Source organism: Rhodovulum strictum (assembly GCF_009649175.1).
Classification (GTDB): Bacteria; Pseudomonadota; Alphaproteobacteria; order Rhodobacterales; family Rhodobacteraceae; genus Rhodovulum; species Rhodovulum strictum.
In genome coordinates this window covers 68377-87551 of the sequence record NZ_WJPO01000010.1, presented here as the reverse complement: position 1 = coordinate 87551, position 19175 = coordinate 68377, and the positions used below count along the sequence as shown (strand labels likewise).

Genomic DNA, 19175 nt, shown 5'->3' with positions numbered 1-19175 from the left:
GGGTCTCCCGATCCTGGGGGCTTCTGCCCCGTTTCTGCCGCACATCCTTCGCAGGACCGGCTTAACAATCGGTTAGCCCTCCCGCGGCTATAGAGGTCGAGACAGTCAAGGAGGCCGGGAACGTGGCCAATACGGAAAACGACGGGGCAGAAGCCCCTCCCAAGCGGTCCAAGATGCCGCTCATCCTCGGCGTGGTCGGGGCTCTCGTCCTGGGCGGCGGGGCCTTTTTCGCGCTTTATTCCGGCCTGATCCTCGGGGGAGGCGCGGAAAAATCGCACTCTGCCGGAGGAAAGCCGAGCAAGACCAATGATTCGATGCTGGGCAGCGTCGCCTTCGTGCCGATCGCGCCAATGATCATCTCGCTCGGCCCCGAATCGCAGCGCCGCCATCTGCGCTTTCAGGCCCAGCTTGAGGTGACACCGGCCTATCAGCAGGAAGTGACCCTGCTGATGCCGCGTGTTCTTGACGTTCTGAACAGCTATCTGCGCGCCGTCGAGACAGCCGAGTTCGAGCGGCCAACCGCTCTGATCACGCTGCGCGCGCAGATGTTGCGCCGGGTCCAGCTTGTTACCGGGCAGGATCGGGTGCGCGACCTGCTGATTACCGAATTCGTTTTGAACTGAGGAGGGGCGAATGGCTTTGATCGCGGATATCCTGCTGATCGCCGGGGCGCTGGGCGCCACGCTTTATTGCCATGTACTGGCGCGGCGCCTGCGGCGCTTCAACGATCTGGAAAAGGGCATGGGCGGTGCGATTGCCGTTCTTTCGGCCCAGGTCGACGACATGACAAAGGTGCTGCACGGGGCGCAGAACACGGCGCGTCACTCGACCGACGGGCTGCAAAGCCTGACGGGACGGGCCGAAGATGTGGCGCGGCGACTGGAACTGCTGGTCGCGGCGATGCACGATCTTCCCTCCGAGCAACCGCGCGCCCCGTCCGCAGCCGCCCCAACCGCCGCCCCGGCCGCCGCTGCGCCGGTATCGCCGCCGGTCGCACCCGATGCGGCACCGGCTGCGGCTGCCCCGACGGTTCAGTTCCGGCGCCATGCCCAAGAGGCCGCCGAATGAGCCGAAAAGCCTCGTTCCTGCGTCCCGGCGGCACGGTCCTTCCGATCATCGCAGGGCTCTTCCTCGCCTCGGGGCTGATCCGGTTCGGCGGCGGAACCGCGCAGGCGCTGACCGACGAAATCCGCGGCCTGGCGGCCAAGGCGCCCGAAACGCAGATCGCGACCGCCGAACCCTGTCCGCCGCCGCCCGACATCGCGGCCGTTCTTGCGGCCTTGCAGGCCCGCGAGGCAGAGATCGACGCGCGCGAGGCCCGGCTTGACGAGCGCGCGGCAACGCTCGACATCGCCCGCGATGAGATCGCGCGCCAGATCGAGGCGCTCGAGGCGGCGCAGGCCGGTCTTCAGTCCACGCTTTCCATTGCCGATCAGGCGGCAGAAACCGACATCGCCCGGCTGACGGCGGTGTACGAGAGCATGAAGCCCGACGAGGCCGCCACGCTTTTCGCCGAAATGGCACCCGAGTTTGCAGCGGGTTTCCTGGGCCGGATGCGGCCCGAAGCGGCCGCGGCCGTGATGGCAGGGCTCGACCCGCCGCTTGCCTATTCGATCAGCGTTATTCTGGCCGGGCGCAACGCGCGGGCGCCAAGGGAATAATCAGTCTTTATTAACGCGGGGCTGCGAGACTCTGCCCTGAACGGAACGTATCGGAGCTGCCATGATCGGCATCGTAGGGATCCTTATCATCTTCGCGATGGTCTTCGGCGGCTACCTGTTGGCGGGTGGCAAGCTCGGGATCATCATAAAGGCGCTGCCGTTCGAAATGATGATGATCGGCGGGGCTGCAATCGGCGCCTTTGCCATCGCCAACGACATGGCGTCGGTCAAACACACGCTCAAGGATGTCGGCAAGGTCTTCAAGGGGCCCAAGTGGAAGCCGGCGGATTACCGTGACCTTCTGTGCCTGCTGTTCGAGATGATCCGCGTCGCCCGGCAGAACCCGCTCGAACTGGAAACCCATATCGAGGCGCCCGGCGAGTCCGCGATCTTCGGACGGTATCCCAGGATCACCGCGGATTCCGCCGCCGTCGAGCTGATCTGCGACACCCTGCGCGCTGCCAGCATGAACTATGACGACCCGCATCAGGTCGAGGAGGTTCTTGAAAAGCGGCTGGAAGCGCACATGCACCACGCGATGCATTCCAGCCATGCCTTGCAGACCGTTGCCGATGGCCTGCCTGCGCTGGGGATCGTCGCTGCGGTGCTCGGCGTGATCAAGACCATGGGCTCGATCGACCAGCCGCCGGAGATCCTCGGCAAGATGATCGGGGGTGCTCTTGTCGGAACCTTCCTTGGCGTGTTCCTGGCCTACGGATTCGTCGGGCCGTTCGCGGCAAGGGTGCGCATGGTGGTCGAGGAAGACGCCCATTTCTATCACCTGATCCGCGAGGTTCTTGTCGCCAACCTGCACAACCATCCGCCGACAATCTGCATCGAGGTCGGTCGCCAGAACACGCCCGGCGCAATGCGCCCCAGCTTCTCCGATCTCGAAGAGGCATTGAAGGCCACCAAGCAGGAGGCCGCATGAGCAGGCGGGGCCTTCTGACCCTACTTTTCTTGCTGTTCTGGACGCCAGCCATGGCCCAGACCGTTGCGATCCGTTCGGGCGAGCACGCGGATTTCTCGCGGCTCGTCTTCGAATTCCCGGCGGACGAGACTTGGGCGCTGGGCCGTGGCGCAAACGGATACCTGTTGCGCTTCGGCAATGACGGGCTGAATTTCGCCTTTGGCGGGGTGTTCAACCTGATCCCCCGGACACGCCTGACCGAGATCGGCCAGGCCGAGCCCGGGGCCGTCGCGCTTTCGGTATCCGAAGGGGTCCATGCGAACGCGTTCCTGCTGCGCCCGGGCATCCTGGTGCTCGATCTGCGCAATGGTCCCGCCCCTGCCGGATCGCCCTTCGAGGCGCCGCTGGACGGGGCGGCACGCCTGCGGGCCCCGGACCGCCGCCCGCAGGTGCGGCTTCCCCTCGATGCCGGGCGCATGACGGTCTCTCCGGTGGTCGGCCGGTTCCGTCCGCCCGAGCCCCTTCCCGGGGCGGTCGCGCCCGATCCAGGATCCGATCCAAGGGTAGAGAGCGCGCGATCGGAACTGATGATGCAAATCGGCCGGGCCGCGTCCCAGGGCCTGTTGCAACCTTCAGGCATCACCCCGGACCGAACGCCGCCGCCAGCGGCGCGCGTGCCGGAAGAAACGACCGCCGAGATGCCGGCAGAGGCAGATGCCGAGACCCTGCTCGCCGGGTTGGCGGACCGGCCAAACATGCATGTCGAGACCAGCATCGACCGCGGACTCGGTCACCAGGCCAACGGGCACGAGCGGTCTGCGTTTGGCGATCCCTGCTATCCCGACGCCTATTTCGACCTCGCAGGTTGGGGCGAAGACCGTGACCCTGCGGCGCTGATCGCCGAGGGGCGCGGTGCGCTTCTGAACATTCGCGATGCGACCGATCCCGCTGGGGCCGAGATGCTTGTCCGCGCCTATCTGACGCTCGGCTTCGGCGCCGAAGCGCGGGCGGTGATCGACACGATCCGCTTGGATACCCCGCCGGCCGCGGTGTGGCGCGAGGTTGGCGCGATCATCGACAAAGGCATCGCCGACGCCCCGGCCCTGTTCGACGGCCAGCTCTCCTGCCCCACACGCGCCGCTCTCTGGGCGGCCCTGGCCCGGCCGAGCATTCCTTCTTCCGCCGAGGTGGACGAAGCCGCTGTTCTGCGCAGCTTCTCGGAACTTCCGCTTCACCTGCGCCGCCATCTCGGACCTGTCCTCGCCGAGCGCTTCCTCGAAGCGGGCTCGACCGAGGCCGCGACGCGGGTGCGTAATGCGGTGGCGCGGGCGGGTGACAAGACGCGCTCGGGGGAGTTGGCGATTGTCGAGGCCAAGATCGAGCTTTCGCGCGGCGAGACCGAAGCCGCAGAGGCCCAGATCGCCGAGGTGCTTTCCGATGGTGGACCCGCCTCGCCCGAGGCCGTGGTCGTCAGGATAGAAAGCCAACTGCGCGCGGGGCGGGTCGCCGATCTCGACAGCGTCCGCCTGGCAGAGGCCCTTGCATACGAACGGCGCGACACTCCGATGGGCAATCGTCTTGTCGAGATGGCAATCCGCGGTCACGCCTCATTGGGTAATTTCGAGACCGCCTTCGGCATGCTGCGCCATCACGGTCTTGAACCGCGCGAAGACCTTTCCTCTGAACTGGTCCGTGCGCTCGCCCGTGACGGCAGCGATGTCGACATCGTGCGCGAGGCGTTTTCGGGCATCCTGACCGTGCCGGCTCTGGCCCTTACGCCACGGGCGCGCCTGGCAGTGGCCGACAGGTTGCTCGACCTTGGCTTTGCGCCGCGCGCCGCGCAGATCATCGCGGACATCCCGCCGCAGGGCACCGACGAGGAGCGTTTCGTGCGCGCCAGGCTTGCGCTGGCCGAAGGGCGCCCGGGCGAATCGGCGCAGTATCTCTCGGGCATTGAATCGCCGAAGGCCGATCTGCTGCGGGCCGAGGCTGCGCGCGCCCGCGGCGATCTCGCCGAAGCGGCCCGCTATTACGGGGCCGCCGGCGACACAGGGCGGCAGGCGGCACTGGCCTGGCGCGAGCGGGACTGGTCCACGGTCGAGGATGCGGGCCCGGAAAGCCAGAGCGGCTTTGCCACCGTCCGCCAGACCACCCCGGCCGCCGCGTTCGACCCGGCCCAGGCGCCCAGCCTTGCCGGAGCCCGTGACCTGCTGGAAGGCAGCGGGGTCATGCGCGATCGACTGAAGGATTTGCTGGGCGAACCCGACCAGCGCTGACGCCGGTCGGGATTCAGGCTTTGTCAACCAGCGCCCCCTAGTCTGCAAGGCAACAGCAGACATCCGGACAGGCCAGAATGGCACAGCCCAGACAGTTCCAAAGCGCTTGCGCGCAAGGCGCCCCTGCCGCGGGTGCAATCCGCTCCCGCATTCCGCCCCGCGCGGAGTACGGCCCTTGCCGGAGGGCGCCGCGATGCAACTGACCCTGAACGACGTGTTCCGTCCGACGATCCTGCTTGCGCTCGCGCTGATGGCCGTGATCGTGATGATGATCCTGCCGATGCCTGCCTGGGTGCTGGATGTCGGGCTTGCCGCTTCCTTCGCCATCGCGATCCTGATCTTCACCGTGACGCTTTTCGTCGAACGGCCGCTCGATTTCTCGGCCTTTCCCACGGTCCTTCTGGCTGCGGTCATGCTGCGGCTTTCGCTCAACGTTTCCTCGACCAAGCTGATCATCGGCCAGGGCCATACCGGGACGGGCGCGGCCGGCGACGTGATCGAGGGATTCGCGATGTTCGTCATGGGCGGCAGCGTGTTCCTGGGGCTCGTGGTCTTTGGCGTTCTGATGATCGTGAACTTCATCGTGATCACCAAGGGCGCGGGCCGGATGGCCGAGGTCGGCGCGCGGTTTGCGCTTGACGGGATGCCGGGCAAGCAGCTGGCCATCGACAGCGACATGGCCGCGGGGGCCATCGACCATGCCGAGGCCAAGGCCCGGCGCGAGCGCGAACAGGCCGAGACCACGTTCTTCGGCTCGCTTGACGGTGCCTCGAAATTCGTCAAGGGCGACGCGGTTGCGGGCCTGCTGATCACGCTGCTGAACCTGATCATGGGGCTGGCGATGGGCGTTATCGTCCATGGCATGCCGATCGGCCGTGCGTTCGAGACCTATGCGATCCTGACCGTAGGTGACGGGCTCGTGACCCAGATCCCGGCGGTCGTCATCTCGATCGCTGCGGCGCTGCTTCTGTCGCGCGGCGGCGCGACCGGCACGGCGGATTTCGCGCTGTTCAGCCAGCTTGGCCGCCATCCCGCCGCGCTCGGCACCGTTTCCGTCCTGCTCGGCATGTTCGCGCTGGTCCCGGGCCTGCCCTTCCTCCCCTTTATCGCGGGTGCCGCGGTGCTTGGCTTTGCGGCAGTGGCAATGCACCGCCGCCGCCTGCGCGAGGCCGAGGTCGAGGCCCGCCCCGAAGCCGCGGACAAGGCCGAGGCCAGGCCGTCCAACCGGATGGGCGATCTGCTCGACCTCGACGACATCCACCTGGAATTCGCGCCCGATCTGGTCGGCATGGTGCTCGACCCGGCCACGGGGATCGAGGCCAGGATCACCTCGATGCGGCGCCATGTGGCCGAAACCTATGGTCTGATCCTGCCCGAGATCCGGCTGACCGATAATGGCGCGCTTGTGCCCGGGACATATGTGATGCGCATCCAGGGCGTCGAGCAGGCCCGCGACCGGCTGCGTCCGGAACAGGTTCTGGCGTTGCAGGCCGACGATGCGGCGCTGCTGCCGCCGGGCGAGGATGTCCGCGAACCGGTCTATGGCGCGCCCGCCCGCTGGGTTGCTGCGGACCAGCGCGAGGATCTTGCGCTGATGGGCGTGACCGTGGTCAACGCCTCCGAGGTGCTCGCCACCCACCTGCTTGAAGTGGTCAAGCGCAACTTTGCCCGGCTGATGACCAACAAGGCGCTGCGCCGCCTGCTCGACGAACTGACCAATCTTTCCGATACCGACCGTGCAACCGCCAACCGGCGCATGCTGGAAGAGCTTGTGCCCGACAAGGTGCCGACCGATCTGCTGCTCGCCGTGCTACGATTGTTGCTGGAGGAGCAGGTCTCGATCCGCAACCTGCCGCTGATCCTGGAGGCGATTGCCGAGGCCCGCCCCTCTCATGCCAGCGCCGAGGCGATCTGCGAGCATGTTCGCCGCCGTCTCGGCTTTCAGCTGGTCGCCGAGCACCGGCGCGAGGACGGGACGCTGCCCTTGCTGCAACTCGCCCCGGAATGGGAGGACCGGTTCAGCACCTACCAGATCGCGAATGATTACGGCCCGCCCGATGTCGCCTTGCCGCCCGAAGAGTTCAACAGGCTTGCCGGTGCGGTTTCCGAACGGCTTGCGCGGGCAGGCGAGGCAGGGGTCTTTCCTGTGATCGCCACGTCCGGGCGGCGGCGCCGCTTCCTTCAGACCGCGCTCATGGCCAAGGGAATCTCGGTACCGGTGCTGTCTTTCGAGGAAATCGGCACCAACACCCGCCCCTCGCTGATCGGCATGGTCGCGGCATGAACTACGACCTCGCCGAACTGATGGATCTCTGGCAGCCGCTGCTCTGGACCGGCTGGCTGGTGTTCCTGCGGATCGGCGCGGTCATGGCGATGCTGCCCGCCTTTGGCGAGCGTGCGGTGCCGGTGCGGGTGCGGCTGGGGCTGGCGCTTGCCTTTACCGCAGTCGTCGCCCCCGCCGTCGCGCCCGGGCTCGACATCGCGCCCGGCCCGCTGGGCATCGCGATCGCGACCGAGACGGTGATCGGCCTTGCGCTGGGTCTGGTGCTGCGGCTGATGATCCTTGCGCTTCAGATGGCCGGCGAGATCGCGGCCCAGGCCACCTCGCTTGCCCAGATGCTGGGTGCGACCGCGATGGACCCGCAGCCTGCCATGGGGCGGCTGATGGTGATGGCGGGGCTCGCGCTTGCGGTGATGTCGGGGCTGCATGTGCGCGCCGCCGAGGCGATGATCCTGTCCTATGAGCTGCTGCCCGCCGGCCGCTTTCCCGATGGCGCCGAGCTGGCCGATTGGGGCGTGCTGCGGATCGCGCGGGGCTTTGCCCTGGCGGCGACACTGGCGATGCCCTTCGTCATCGCCGCGCTGATCTACAACCTGGCGCTTGGCGTCATCAACAAGGCGATGCCGCAGCTGATGGTCGCCTTTGTCGGTGCGCCCGCGATCACCGCGGGCGGGCTGATCCTGCTGTTTCTGGCGCTGCCGCCGATGCTGGGTCTCTGGCAGACCGGGCTCATCGAGCTTTACGCCGCCCCGTTCGGAGACGGCGGATGAGCGACGAAAGCCCCGGCGACAAGCAGTATGAACCGACACAGAAAAAGCTCGACGACGCCCGCAAGAAGGGCGAGTTCGCGAAATCCACCGACCTCAATACCGCGGCCGTCTACCTGGGCTTCACCCTCACCGGGCTGGGGCTTGGCGCGGCCAGCCTGACGGCGCTGGGCGAAATCGGCGCGGGGCTGATCGGCCAGGCCGATCGGATCGCGCCCCTTATGCTGGGCGGGCATGGCACCGCTCCGGTCGGCGGGCTGATGGGCAGCACGATCCTTGCCGCGTTGCCCTGGCTGACCTTGCCGGGGCTGGCCGCGCTGACCTCGATACTCGCCCAGCGCAGCCTGGTCGTCGCGCCCGAGAAGATCAAACCGAAGCTCTCGAAGATCTCGCTGATCAAGAACGCCAAGAACAAGTTCGGGCGCGGGGGGCTGTTCGAATTTGCCAAGAGCTCGGCCAAGCTTATGCTCTATATCGTGCTGCTCGGCGTCTATCTCTCGGCCCGGGTCGAGGAGCTGATCGGCACGATGTTCCTCTCGCCCGGCATGGCAGCCGCCACGCTTTGCCGGATGGGTGTAGAGTTCATGGCCGTCGCCGTCGCGATCACCGGCGGCATCGCCGCTGTCGACTATCTGTGGCAGCTTGCCGAGCATCGCCGCAAGAACCGGATGTCGCACCAGGAACTGAAGGACGAGGTCAAGCAGTCCGAGGGCGACCCGTACATGAAACAGCAACGCCGGCAGCGCGCGATGGACATTGCGACCAACCGCATGCTGAGCGATGTGCCGCAGGCCGATGTGGTGATCGTGAACCCGACGCATTACGCGGTTGCCCTGAAATGGAACCGCGCGATGCCCGGGGCGCCGATCTGCGTTGCCAAGGGCGTCGACGAGGTCGCCGCCCGCATCCGCGAGATCGCCGCGGAATCGGGTGTGCCGATGCGGCGCGATCCGCCGACGGCGCGGGCGCTTTATGCCACCGTCAAGATCGGCGACGAGATCCAGCGCGAGCATTTCCGCGCCGTCGCCGCTGCGATCCGCTTCGCCGAACAGATGCGCGCCCGCGCGCGGTCCCGCTGATGGCGGCGGCGGATGACAGGCTGCGGCGGCTGGGGGAGGTTGGCGGCATGCTGCGTGATGCCGCGCTGGCCCGGCTCAAGACCGCGGCGGCAGAGTGCCGCCGGATCGAGGCCGAGATCGCGGCGCTTGATGCCGATAGGCGAAAGGCCGAGACCGAGGCTGACCCGGCGGTGCGCGCCGCGTTGGATGGCAGCCGCGAGCGTTGGTATCTTCAGCGCCGCGCTGTGCTGAACGGCGCGCTCGCCCTGGCGCGGGCCGAAGAGGCGACACGGATGCGGGAAGCCGCCCGGGCTTTCGGGCGGGACGACGCCTTGCATCGGCTGATCCGCCGCGCCGCCGAGGAGTGAGCGGCGGCTCAGGTGTCCTGGCGGAGGATGTCGGTAATCAGGATGTCGCTGGCACTTGCGCCAAGCACCTGGCCCGCCGCTTCCAGAAGCGCGCGGCGCAGGATGGTCATGGTGCCTGTCTCGGTAAAGGCCCCGTCGAACCCGCCGGAATTGGCATGGTCGAACATCACCTGAAGAAAGACGTCGCGCAGTTTGGGTTCGTTGCGGTGGACCAGATCGGCGCTGCCCATCGGAACCTCAAGGCTCAGCGACATCACCACCAGCGACGCGACCCGGCTGTTGCGGACGACCGGGATCACGAACTGGTTGTTCAGCTTGACGAATTCGCGATCCGTCTTTGCCTTGGCGGCGTGCTCCCGCGGTGCGGCGGCGCCCGCATCATGCGCGTCTTCCTGGGCGGCCTCGCCTTCGGCGACAGGTTCGGGTTCGGGGGCGGGTCGCAGGAAATATCCCGCGCCGGCCCCCGCAAGAAGACCGACGAGCACAATGATGACGGGAAGCAGTTTGCCCATGTCAGCACTCAGAACGGCAGAAGGATGTCTGCAACCTGCTGTCCGTAGCGCGGTTGCTGCATGTCGGTGATCTGGCCGCGCCCGCCGTAAGAGATGCGTGCCGAGGCGATCTTGTCATAGGTGATCTCGTTCTGGCGCGAGATGTCCTCGGGCCGGACATAGCCGGTCACGATCAGTTCGCGCATCTCGAAATTGACCCGAACCTCCTGCGTGCCCTCGATCCGCAGCACGCCGTTCTGCAATACCTCGGTGACCGTGGCCGCGACGCGCAGCGTCAGCTTTTCGTTGCGGCGGACCGAGCCGTTGCCGTTGTGATTGGTCTTCGAGTTGGCCTCGGCGGCATTGGCCATCGAGGCGCCATCGGGCAGCGCCCGGTCGATGATCTGCGGCAGACCCAGCATCTGCGGAACGCCCATCGAGGTCGAGCCGCTGCGGCTGCGCGCGGTCTGGTTCGAGATCTCGGCCTTGTCGTCGATCTGGATCACCACGGTCATGATGTCACCGCGCCGCCCGGCACGCCGGTCGCCCAGAAGCGACTTGCGCCCGCCCGCCCAGAGCGACGAACTGTCTGCCGGATAGCGCCGCTCGGCCCCTTCGGGCAAGCCGCCGAACGACGTCATCGCGTAGTATTCGTTGCTGCCCTCGACCGGCTTGAAGGCGGGGGCCTTGCCGACATCCTCGAGTTTTGCGCAAGCGGTCGGCAGCAAAAGCGCCGCGGCGCAGGCAAGAAGGATCATGCGGTTCATGGGCTTGGGCTCCTAGGGTCTGGCAGAGGCGCCGACGGTCACTGTGCCGTTCGGCGCGACAAATCCGGTAACTGTTGTGCGCGAGGCGAGGTTCATCACCCGGACCGGGTCGCCGACGCCCGCGCGTTCCATGGCCCGGCCATCGGCAGCGATGTTGACGGCGCCATTGCGGTAGAAGATCGTCACGATCTGGTTGCGCTCGACGATGGCGGGCGCGCCGATATCGCCGGCCATGATCGGACGGCCGGCATAAAGGTTGACGCGCGCCTCCTGGCCGATTGCGTCGAAGGGATCGGTCAGTGCTCCTGCCATCGTGCCCTCGGCCAGCGTGACGTCCTCTGGTCCCAGGATCGTCTGGCCGCGGATCGTGCGCGTGGCCACAACCATCTCGGCCGTGACCGGGGCCGGGGCAGCGGCGGCCAGCGCGGCAAGGAGCAGCAAGGTCCGCATCAGCGCACCTGTGTCGTGGCCGCAAGCATCTGGTCGGCGGCGCTGATGACCTTGGAGTTCAGTTCATAGCCGCGCTGGGCCTGGATCAGTTCGGTGATCTCGCGGACCGGATCGACCGTGCTTTCCTCGAGATAGCCCTGACGGACCGTGCCGTATCCCTCGTCGCCGGGAACGCCCGCGATCGGCCCGCCCGAGGCTTCGGTCTCGGCGAAAAGGTTCGAGCCGATAGCCTCGAGACCCTTTTCGTTGGGAAAGATCGTCAGCGTGAGCTGGCCCAGAAGCTGCGGCTGGACCTCGTTCTGGAAATAGGCATAGACCTCGCCCTGGGCGTTGATCGACAGGCTGCGCGCGTCATCGGGAATGACGATACCCGGCGCCACCTCGAACCCGTCCGAGGTCACGATCAGCCCGTCGCCATTACGTTTCAGCGCGCCGTCGCGGGTATAGGCGGGGTTGCCGTCGGGCAGCGTGACCTCGAGATAGCCGCGGCCCTCGATGGCGACATCGAGATCGCCACCCGTGGCCGACAGCGCCCCCTGCGACAGGTTCACCGTGACCGAGGCCGGCCGCACGCCGAGGCCAAGCTGCACCCCGGTCGGCAACACCGTGCCGTCCGAGGCGTTGATCGTGCCCGGCCGCGTCACCTGCTGGTAATGCAGATCCGCGAATTCGGCCCGGCGGGGGTCGTAGCCCGTGGTGCTCATGTTGGCGAGGTTGTTCGAGATCACCTCGACCCGCATCTGCTGGGCCGACATGCCGGTTGCGGCGATCGAGAGGGCGCGCATGGGTCAATCCTTTCCGGACTAGCTGTTGCCGCTCAGGGTGCGGACGGCGCTGCGGATGCGTTCGTCTTCCTGGTTGAGGAAGTTCTGGCCAAGTTCGTATGCGCGCTGCACCTCGATCATCCGTGTGATCTCGGTTATCGCGCTGACATTCGATTGTTCGACGAAGCCTTGCAGCATCGTGCCTTCGAGATAGGGGTCGGGCGCGCCGCCGGGGTCGAACAGCGTGCCGGCGACATGGGTCAGCTTGTTGGGATCGGCGGGCAGGAACAGCCCGATCTGGGCCAGAAGCTGGCCGTCGGCGCTGAGCGTGCCATCGCTGGCCAGCGCCACCGTTGCCGCGTCGGGCGGCACGAAGACCGGCGCACCGCCGCCATCGAGCAGCCGGTGACCATCGGGCGAGACCAGCTCGCCATCGGCATTCGGCGTGAAGCTGCCCGCCCGGGTCAGGCGCTGGCCCTGCGGGGTTTCCAGAAGGAAGAACCCTTCGCCCTCGATGGCAAAGTCGAACTGGCCATTGGTCTGGGTCAGCGGTGCCTGGGACAGGTCGATATTTCGTACATGCGCATTCGCCATCGACAGCGAGTCCCCGGGCCCTTCGAGCGCGGCGACATGTTCCGAAAAGATCACGCCCTCACGCCGGTAGCCCGCGGTCGAGGCATTGGCGATGTTGTGCGCGACGCTCTGCATCTCGCGCATCAGGCCGACCTGGCGCGTCAGCGCGGTATAGCCGGTGCTGTCCATCTCAGATCCTCGCGATCATCGGCACGATCCGGCCGGTGAAAAAGCCGATCAGGGTTTCGGTCATGAAGGCCATCGACATCCAGAACACGATCAGGATCGCAACCAGCTTCGGCACGAAGGTCAGCGTCATTTCCTGCACCGAGGTCAGGGCCTGGAACAGACCGATCGCGACCCCGGTGACCAGCGCCGCCGTCAGGATCGGGATCGAGATGATCACGGCAATCCACAGCCCCTGGCGCAGCGTGTCGTAGAAGACGAATTCGGTCATGGCCTAGACCGGCATCCGCAGGATTTCCTGATACGCCTCGACCACCTTGTCGCGTACGGTGACGGCAGTCTCGATGGCCAGCTCGCTCTGGGCCAGCGCCTGAACCAGCGCATGCGGATCGGCGCCGCCCGACATCGCCGACATCGCCGTCTGCTCGCCCGTTCGCAACGTCTGGAAGAAGTTCTGGGCGGCGTCGGCGAACGCGTCGCCCTGGTCCAGACGTTGCGGCTGGGTTGCGGGACGTGCGGTGGCATAGGCATTGGCTGCAATGCTGGAACGAATATCCATGGTTGGGTCTCCTTAACGGCGCAAGAGTTCAAGCAGCCCGCGCGACATCTGCCGGGCCTGGTCGAAGATTTTCAGGTTTGCCTCGTAGCTGCGCTGAGCCTCGCGGGCGTCGGCGATCTCGATGATAAGGTTCACGTTCGAGCCGTCGTGATACCCGGACGCATCGGCCATCGGGTGCGACGGGTCGTAGATCCTCGGCAATTGGGTCCGGTCAAGCTGCACCGGCCCTGTCTTGACCGCGCCCTCGGGCCCCTTGGGCGACATCTCGGCCTCGAAATGGGTCAGCTTGCGCCGGTAGCCCGGCGTGTCGACATTGGCGATGTTCTCGGAAAGGTGCCGCAACCGCGCCGCCTGGGCGCGCAACCCGCTGGCCGAGAGACCGCGGCTATCGCTGAGATCGGTCATTCAAGCCTCCTATTCCTATCGGCCCAGACTGGTCCGGATGATGCTCATCGAGCTGCGGTAGACCGCCAGCGCCAGATCGTGCTTGCTCTTGGTCTCGGCCGCCTTCAGCATCTCTTCTTCCAGAGCGACGCTGTTGCCGTTCGGCTCGCCGGGGACATCGTCGGCACGCAGTTCGGTTCTGAAGGGCAGGGGGTCGCGTGCCGGTATATGGCCCTCGCGCGTCTTGCGCAGGCGCATGTCATCCCCGGTCTTGCGATAGTTTTCGTTGAAATCCGAAATGTCCTGCGCCCGGTATCCGGGCGTGTCGGCATTGGCCACGTTGCGGGCCACGACAGCCTGGCGCATACCCGCATGCGTGGCCAGGCCATGCGCCATGCGAAAGATCTCCAGCTTTTCGAACATTCGGGATTCTCCCTCGATTTCAATCAAGGTTTAAGGTTGATTCCTTTAGAAACGGTTAGTGTTGATCCTGCCCGGAGACCCCGAATGACCGACCGTCCCTTCGATGCCCTGCAGGCCCGAATCGCCGCGCTGAAGCCGATCCGCGCGGTCGGCCGGGTGATCGCGGCAGGCAGCGGCACGGTGACCGTTGCGGGGCTTTCGGCCGAGGCGGGGCTGGGTGATCTGGTCGAGATCCGGCATGGCCGCGGCGTGCGCCGACGGGGCGAGGTGCTGGCGCTGGCCGAGGGGGCCGTGACCGTGCTGCCAGACGGCACGCCCGAGGGATTGTCGGTGGGGGACCGCGTGGTGCTTCTGGGCCCGGGCGAGATTGCGCCCCATCGCGGCTGGCTTGGCCGGGTCGTCGATCCGTTCGGTCAGCCGCTTGACGGGCGCCCGCTGATGCCGGGGCCCGAGTTTCGGCCGCTGCGCGCCGCCCCGCCGCTTGCGACCGCACGCCGGGGACTTGGCCCGCGCCTGGGCACCGGGCTTGCCGCCTTCGACACGTTGTTGCCGATCGTGCGCGGCCAGCGGATCGGGCTGTTCGCGGGCTCCGGTGTGGGCAAGTCGACATTGCTGGCCAAGCTTGCGCGCGGCGTGCAGGCCGACATGGCGGTGATCGCCATGGTCGGCGAGCGCGGCCGCGAGGTGGGCGAGTTCATTTCCCACGTCCTCGGCCCCGAGGGCATGGCGCGCTCGGTGATCGTCGCGGCAACCTCGGACCAGTCGCCGATGGTGCGCCGTCGGGCGGCCTGGGCGGCAATGGCGGTGGCCGAGCATTTCCGCGACGAGGGCAACCATGTGCTGTTCCTTGCCGATTCAGTCACCCGCTTCGCCGAGGCGCATCGCGAACTCGCGCTTGCCGCCTCTGAACCGGCGGCGCTGCGCGGCTATCCGCCCTCGACGGCGCAGGCGATCATGGCGCTCGCCGAACGCGCCGGGCCAGGGGCCGAGGGGGCGGGCGACATCACCGCCGTTTTCTCGGTTCTCGTGGCGGGTTCCGACATGGACGAGCCTGTCGCCGACATCCTGCGCGGTGTCCTTGATGGCCATGTGGTGCTTGACCGGCGTATCGCGGAACGCGGGCGGTTCCCGGCGGTTGATCTTCTGCGTTCGGTCTCGCGCAGTTTGCCGCGGGCGGCCAGCGGCCCCGAGAACGCCCAGATCGCCCGCGCCCGCCGGTTGCTGGGTGCCTATGACCGCGCCGAGATGATGATCCAGGCCGGTCTCTATGCTGCGGGATCCGACCCCGAGATCGACGCCGCGATCAAGGTCTGGCCCGGGCTCGATGCCTTCCTGTCCGAAGACGCGCCGGGCGGGGTGGAGGCGAGCTTCGCCCGCCTCGCCCAGGTGCTGGCGGCAGCGGACCTGACCGGCCGTCCCGTCTTGCAAGGGTGATCCCGCCGGACCTGCCTCAGCGGCGCAGCAATGTCAGGGCGGTCTGCGCCGGACTGGATCCGCCGAAGCCCGAGGCGATCTCGCTGCGGATCAGGAACATCTTGATCAGCTTGTCCCGCTTGTCCGGGTCGGTGAACTGCGCCGCCTCGGAACTGCCGAACATCGCCTTGGCCTTTTCGCGATAGACCTCGACCTGCCGATCGAGGTCTATCGCGGCGAATGCGGTGGGCAGGCCGAACGCCTTGTCGAAGACCTGCCGCATCGGACCCGAGCCCAGCACGCTGAACCACTTCGCCCGGTCGCTCGAGTCGTTCCCGGCGATCTCGCCAAGATCCCGGCCGATGTTCAGTGCCAGGCGCATGTCGTTGTTCTGCTCGCCCACCGCCACCTCGAAGCTGCGCTCGCGATAGGCCTTGGCGATCTTGTCGGCAAAGCCCGGCTCCTGGGTGTGCGGGGGGCCGGATCCGCCGAAGCCGAACGCATCGGCGAGCTTGAAATAGCTCTTGTCGGCCAGCTTGTTGGCCAGCGCGTCATTGGCGCTGGTGCCCTCGGACAGCACCTTGCGGATGAAGAATTTCGAGCCGATATCGTCCTGCAACCCGAATGCGCCAAGGGCCACCTTCAGCAGCCGGTAGTCCGAGACCACCTCATCGGCGCTTTTGACCTTGCCGATCTTCTCGGCGAAATAGTCAAGATCGCGTTTCACCGTGGCGGACTTGTTGAACACTTCCTGCTGGCGTTCCATCGTGCGTTCGAGGAAGCGCCAGCCGGCATAGCCGCCGATGGGCAGGATCGGCTGAAAGCTCACGACGGCCTCGTGCCCGCCAGAAGGCGTTCCTCGCGCGGCAGCAGGCTGCGCAACGCCTTCAGCGCCTGGTAGTATTCCGCCGTCAGCACCGCATGGGTGGCCAGGGTCAGCTGGGTGCGGCTGTCATGGTCGGTCAGCACCTGGCTGAGCTGTTCGATCCCACGCAAGAGTTGCGGGCGCAGGTCTTCGGGTAGGGAATCGCCCGACAGCACGAGTTGGGCCATGTAGCAGACACGGCGCACCGGCGTATTCACCTCTTCGGGGTGGATCGCGTCGCGCAGGCGCAGGATGTTGGCGTTGGGTGTCTTGATTGCCAGCCGGGTGCGGCGGTCGCCGTTCTCGATCACGGCGCCATTGATCAGGACCCGTTCCTTTGGGCCAAGTTTCAGGACAAGACCGCTCATGCCACGGCCTCCGACTTGGCGAGGCCACGCATGATCGCGGTGTTGATCTCGACCAGCGGGCCGGTATCGGCATGGCAGGCAAGTACCCTGGACGTGTGATGGTCGGTGAATTCGTACAGGTAGAAGATGCGCGCGCGCAGGTCGCGGGGCAGGCTGTTGTCGCGGTCGGCCACGTCGATGGCCAGCAGGCGCCAGAGTTTCCTGTTCTCGTCAAGCGCGGCCACAAGGGCGGGGAAGTCCCGGGCCGATCCCGTATCGGCGGCCTTGATCCGGGCGGTGACGCGGGCGAAGGCCGCGTATTCGGTGGCGCGGGGAGGGCGGGTGCGGGCCTGGGTGGGGGCGGAATAGGCCTGTTGGGCCAAATGCAGGGCTGTCACTGTCTGTCCTTCCGTTCTGAGAGGGGGCTAGATCGCGAGGGATGGGGCCGGGGATTTTCCCCGGCCCCGCCTTGCCCTTAGCGGAAGAGCGACAGGATGTTCTGCGGCCCCTGGTTTGCGATCGACAGCGACTGGGTGGCCAGCTGCTGCTGCACCTGCAGAGCCTGGAGTCGGGCCGAGACCGCCTCCATGTCGGCATCGACCATCGCGCCGATCCCGGTCTTCATCGAGTCCATCAGCTTGCCGACGAAGTTGTTCTGGGTCTCGAGCTGGTTCTGCGAGGTGCCGAAGGCGGCGCCCGCGTCGATCGCGGTCCTGATCAGGCCGTCGATCGAGGCCAGCGCATTGGTGGCACCGCCAGCTGTCGACACGTCGATGGCCGACAGACCGCCCAGACCACCCGAGCCGGCATTCTTGAACTGCATGCTCACCGACAGGTCGTTCGCGCCGTTGTTCGTGAGAGACAGCGTGCCGGGGCTGCCGCTGTCATAGGCCACATCGAGGCCGCTGATGCCGAGAGCCTCGATCTTGGATTTCAGCGAAAGCGCGGCGATGTCCTCGGGGGTGTTACCTGCCGCGATGTCGCTGGCCGAGAAGGTGTGCGTCACCGTCTTGTCGCCGATCCGCACGCTGATGCTGTCGCCTTCGGCATAGGTCGCATCGACGATGATGATGTCGTCGGTGCCGCCACCGTTGTCCAGCGAGAAGGCGGCGGCGTCCTCGTTGGTCGACACGCCGTTCGTACCGGTAAAGGCCGCCTTGGCCACATAAGCACCGATCGACAGATCCTGAGAGGCAACGTCGATCTTGGCCGAGGTCACCAGACCGGCCGAGTCCCGGTTCAGCGAGGACAGGACTTCCATCGTCCCGGCGGTGTTGTCGATCAGGTTCACGCCGTTGAACTGGGCCGCCCCGACCACCGACGCGACCTGATCGCGCAGCGCCGCAACGTTGGCCTGGATCTTGGTGCGCTCGCCGTCGTTCGCAGCACCCTTTGCCTGGACAATCTGATCCTTCATCTGGGTCAGAAGGCCGGTGATCGATTCCGCGGCGTTGCGCGCCACCGACACGGTCGATTCGGCGACCGACAGGCCGTCGGAGATCTTCTTGAAGCCCGACACGTCGGCTTCCATCGTCTTGGAGATGGCCCAGACGGCAGAGTTGTCCTTGGCCGAGTCGATCGACTTGCCGGTCGAGATTTCCGATTGCACCTTGGCGAGGTTCGAGTTGATGCCCTTGAGAGTTTGCAGCGCGACCATCGCGCCGGTGTTGGTGACGATACTGGACATGGGTTGGTCCTTCCTTGCATGCGGCGCTTTGCGCCATGTGATTCCCGTCGCGGCACGACGATCGAAGGTTTTCTGACCGCTACGGCTGCGGAAGGTCCCGTGCCGTGCCGCCCTGGTTCTGGGCGCATCCCGACCATTTCAGGTCCGGGTTAAGCGGCAGCTAACGGAACAAGGTATTACCGGGGCGCCTTGGCCGAATTAGGGCCTAGGCGCGGCGGGTCAGCGACCCTTGTGTGGCCCCGATCGGGCTGCACTGTCCGCTCTGGTCATAGGTGCTGAGCGGGGGGGCCGGTTCGCGTGCGCGGCGCAGGGCCTCGGCCGCGCTGTCGATGCCGCGCCGCACCGCGTCCAGCAGTTCGGCATTGCGTTCGGCCAGCGCCCGCAGCCGCGCCAGCCGGTCGGTGTCGGCATCCGCCCCGGGCTCCGCCGACAGTTCGGCCACCAGCCGCTCCTTCTCGTCTACGATCACGGTCAGGGCCGCGAAATCGGCCCGGCGCAGCGCCTCTGACTCGCGCATCAGCAGGTCTTCGAGGGCATCATTTTCCATCGGCCCGCTCCTTCAGTGCCTCGAACAGGCGTTCCGCCAGACCGATTCCCCCCGCGCGCGCCATCTCGCCGGCCTGCGCCTCGCGCAGGAACGAGGCGAACTGCGCCTCGCCCGCGCCGCCGGTGAACGCGCCCTGGCTTTCGCCAAGGCCCGCATGTTTCAGCATCTCGGCCAGGAACTGCGCCTCTAGCTTTTGTGCAGCCTCGCGCAGGCGCGTTTCCTGCAAGCTGTGGGTCTGGCCGTGGGTCCGGACGCCGGTGGGCGCCGTGAGGGGTGGAAGCATGGCAATATACCTAAATTGCGAGTCGTTATTCCGGTTATGCCGGGCAAGCGGTAAAGAAGCGGTAACCGATTGTCGGCCATGGTGACGAAGACCAGTGGCAGAAGTCCGGCGAAGC

The 19175-nt window shown here is 66.7% G+C and carries 26 protein-coding genes; 10 read left to right on the top strand and 16 right to left on the bottom strand.

Translation table 11 applies throughout. The features are described 5' to 3' along the window. The first annotated feature begins 122 nt into the window (after window positions 1-122). From GH815_RS08600 to motA, 4 genes are all read left to right on the top strand, one after another. Window positions 123-623: a flagellar basal body-associated FliL family protein gene (locus GH815_RS08600; protein ID WP_407072169.1), complete on the top strand. Its 501-nt coding sequence runs from the start codon at window positions 123-125 to the stop codon at window positions 621-623. A 10-nt stretch (window positions 624-633) separates the two neighbouring features. Beyond that, window positions 634-1068 (top strand): hypothetical protein, encoded by a 435-nt coding sequence (locus GH815_RS08595; protein ID WP_153748350.1) that lies wholly within the window; start codon window positions 634-636, stop codon window positions 1066-1068. Continuing rightward, window positions 1065-1661 carry a MotE family protein gene (locus tag GH815_RS08590; protein ID WP_153748349.1) on the top strand — a complete coding sequence of 199 codons (597 nt, stop codon included), beginning with the start codon at window positions 1065-1067 and terminating at the stop codon, window positions 1659-1661. Before GH815_RS08595 ends, GH815_RS08590 begins: the two co-directional genes overlap by 4 nt. 61 nt (window positions 1662-1722) lie before the next feature. Continuing rightward, window positions 1723-2592 (top strand): flagellar motor stator protein MotA, encoded by an 870-nt coding sequence (motA, locus tag GH815_RS08585; RefSeq protein ID WP_153748348.1) that lies wholly within the window; start codon window positions 1723-1725, stop codon window positions 2590-2592. A gap of 20 nt (window positions 2593-2612) precedes the next feature. On the opposite strand, the gene GH815_RS08580 is transcribed toward motA, so the two are convergent. Then, the gene (locus GH815_RS08580; protein ID WP_153748347.1) at window positions 2613-2888 is read right to left on the bottom strand and encodes a hypothetical protein; all 276 of its coding nucleotides are present in this window, start codon (window positions 2886-2888) and stop codon (window positions 2613-2615) included. Window positions 2889-2921: 33 nt separating this feature from the next. Here GH815_RS08580 and GH815_RS08575 point away from each other — a divergent pair, with 33 nt between their 5' ends. The 5 genes from GH815_RS08575 to GH815_RS08555 all read left to right on the top strand — a co-directional run bounded on the left by GH815_RS08575 (window position 2922) and on the right by GH815_RS08555 (window position 9321). Continuing rightward, window positions 2922-4847, top strand: a complete 1926-nt coding sequence (locus GH815_RS08575) for a hypothetical protein (protein ID WP_153748346.1) — start codon at window positions 2922-2924, stop codon at window positions 4845-4847. Between the two features lie 193 nt (window positions 4848-5040). Then, a complete protein-coding gene (flhA, locus tag GH815_RS08570; protein WP_153748345.1) occupies window positions 5041-7131 on the top strand; it encodes a flagellar biosynthesis protein FlhA in 2091 nt (696 codons plus the stop codon). After that, a complete protein-coding gene (locus GH815_RS08565; RefSeq protein ID WP_153748344.1) occupies window positions 7128-7898 on the top strand; it encodes a flagellar biosynthetic protein FliR in 771 nt (256 codons plus the stop codon). The genes flhA and GH815_RS08565 overlap by 4 nt, the downstream gene beginning before the upstream one ends. After that, window positions 7895-8974, top strand: a complete 1080-nt coding sequence (locus GH815_RS08560; protein WP_153748343.1) for an EscU/YscU/HrcU family type III secretion system export apparatus switch protein — start codon at window positions 7895-7897, stop codon at window positions 8972-8974. Before GH815_RS08565 ends, GH815_RS08560 begins: the two co-directional genes overlap by 4 nt. 47 nt (window positions 8975-9021) lie before the next feature. Continuing rightward, complete coding sequence (locus tag GH815_RS08555; protein WP_153748342.1) at window positions 9022-9321, top strand: hypothetical protein; 300 nt, start codon at window positions 9022-9024, stop codon at window positions 9319-9321. Between the two features lie 8 nt (window positions 9322-9329). On the opposite strand, the gene GH815_RS08550 is transcribed toward GH815_RS08555, so the two are convergent. From GH815_RS08550 to GH815_RS08510, 9 genes are read right to left on the bottom strand one after another with little or no spacing between them, the layout of a single operon-like run. Next, on the bottom strand, window positions 9330-9833 hold the full coding sequence (locus GH815_RS08550) for a flagellar basal body-associated FliL family protein (RefSeq protein ID WP_153748341.1): 504 nt from the start codon (window positions 9831-9833) through the stop codon (window positions 9330-9332). Window positions 9834-9841: 8 nt separating this feature from the next. Beyond that, complete coding sequence (flgH, locus tag GH815_RS08545) at window positions 9842-10579, bottom strand: flagellar basal body L-ring protein FlgH (protein ID WP_153748340.1); 738 nt, start codon at window positions 10577-10579, stop codon at window positions 9842-9844. Window positions 10580-10591: 12 nt separating this feature from the next. Further along, the gene (gene flgA / locus GH815_RS08540) at window positions 10592-11029 is read right to left on the bottom strand and encodes a flagellar basal body P-ring formation chaperone FlgA (protein ID WP_153748339.1); all 438 of its coding nucleotides are present in this window, start codon (window positions 11027-11029) and stop codon (window positions 10592-10594) included. Continuing rightward, window positions 11029-11814, bottom strand: coding sequence for a flagellar basal-body rod protein FlgG (gene flgG / locus GH815_RS08535; protein WP_153748338.1), 786 nt, complete (start codon window positions 11812-11814; stop codon window positions 11029-11031). The genes flgA and flgG overlap by 1 nt, the downstream gene beginning before the upstream one ends. Before the next feature lie 18 nt (window positions 11815-11832). After that, window positions 11833-12555: a flagellar hook-basal body complex protein gene (locus GH815_RS08530; protein ID WP_153748337.1), complete on the bottom strand. Its 723-nt coding sequence runs from the start codon at window positions 12553-12555 to the stop codon at window positions 11833-11835. Between the two features lies 1 nt (window position 12556). Further along, on the bottom strand, window positions 12557-12823 hold the full coding sequence (locus GH815_RS08525) for a flagellar biosynthetic protein FliQ (RefSeq protein WP_153748336.1): 267 nt from the start codon (window positions 12821-12823) through the stop codon (window positions 12557-12559). 3 nt (window positions 12824-12826) lie between these two features. Then, on the bottom strand, window positions 12827-13111 hold the full coding sequence (fliE, locus tag GH815_RS08520; protein ID WP_153748335.1) for a flagellar hook-basal body complex protein FliE: 285 nt from the start codon (window positions 13109-13111) through the stop codon (window positions 12827-12829). 12 nt (window positions 13112-13123) lie between these two features. Then, window positions 13124-13516: a flagellar basal body rod protein FlgC gene (flgC, locus tag GH815_RS08515; RefSeq protein WP_153748334.1), complete on the bottom strand. Its 393-nt coding sequence runs from the start codon at window positions 13514-13516 to the stop codon at window positions 13124-13126. A gap of 15 nt (window positions 13517-13531) precedes the next feature. After that, the gene (locus GH815_RS08510; protein WP_153748333.1) at window positions 13532-13918 is read right to left on the bottom strand and encodes a FlgB family protein; all 387 of its coding nucleotides are present in this window, start codon (window positions 13916-13918) and stop codon (window positions 13532-13534) included. Window positions 13919-14002: 84 nt separating this feature from the next. Between GH815_RS08510 and GH815_RS08505 the strand changes: the two genes are divergently transcribed. Beyond that, window positions 14003-15352, top strand: a complete 1350-nt coding sequence (locus GH815_RS08505) for a FliI/YscN family ATPase (protein WP_153748332.1) — start codon at window positions 14003-14005, stop codon at window positions 15350-15352. Between the two features lie 16 nt (window positions 15353-15368). Here the strand turns inward: GH815_RS08505 and GH815_RS08500 are convergent, their stop codons facing one another. From GH815_RS08500 to GH815_RS08475, 6 genes are all read right to left on the bottom strand, one after another. Continuing rightward, entirely contained in the window at window positions 15369-16160 is a 792-nt protein-coding gene (locus GH815_RS08500; protein ID WP_343030742.1) for a DUF1217 domain-containing protein, read from the bottom strand. Then, window positions 16157-16564: a flagellar biosynthesis repressor FlbT gene (gene flbT, locus GH815_RS08495; RefSeq protein WP_153748331.1), complete on the bottom strand. Its 408-nt coding sequence runs from the start codon at window positions 16562-16564 to the stop codon at window positions 16157-16159. The genes GH815_RS08500 and flbT overlap by 4 nt, the downstream gene beginning before the upstream one ends. Beyond that, on the bottom strand, window positions 16561-16941 hold the full coding sequence (flaF, locus tag GH815_RS08490) for a flagellar biosynthesis regulator FlaF (RefSeq protein ID WP_343030741.1): 381 nt from the start codon (window positions 16939-16941) through the stop codon (window positions 16561-16563). The genes flbT and flaF overlap by 4 nt, the downstream gene beginning before the upstream one ends. Before the next feature lie 77 nt (window positions 16942-17018). Continuing rightward, window positions 17019-18200, bottom strand: coding sequence for a flagellin (locus GH815_RS08485; protein ID WP_343030740.1), 1182 nt, complete (start codon window positions 18198-18200; stop codon window positions 17019-17021). Between the two features lie 235 nt (window positions 18201-18435). After that, window positions 18436-18777 carry a hypothetical protein gene (locus GH815_RS08480; RefSeq protein WP_153748329.1) on the bottom strand — a complete coding sequence of 114 codons (342 nt, stop codon included), beginning with the start codon at window positions 18775-18777 and terminating at the stop codon, window positions 18436-18438. Beyond that, the gene (locus tag GH815_RS08475) at window positions 18767-19060 is read right to left on the bottom strand and encodes a rod-binding protein (RefSeq protein WP_153748328.1); all 294 of its coding nucleotides are present in this window, start codon (window positions 19058-19060) and stop codon (window positions 18767-18769) included. Before GH815_RS08475 ends, GH815_RS08480 begins: the two co-directional genes overlap by 11 nt. Window positions 19061-19175 lie beyond the last annotated feature (115 nt).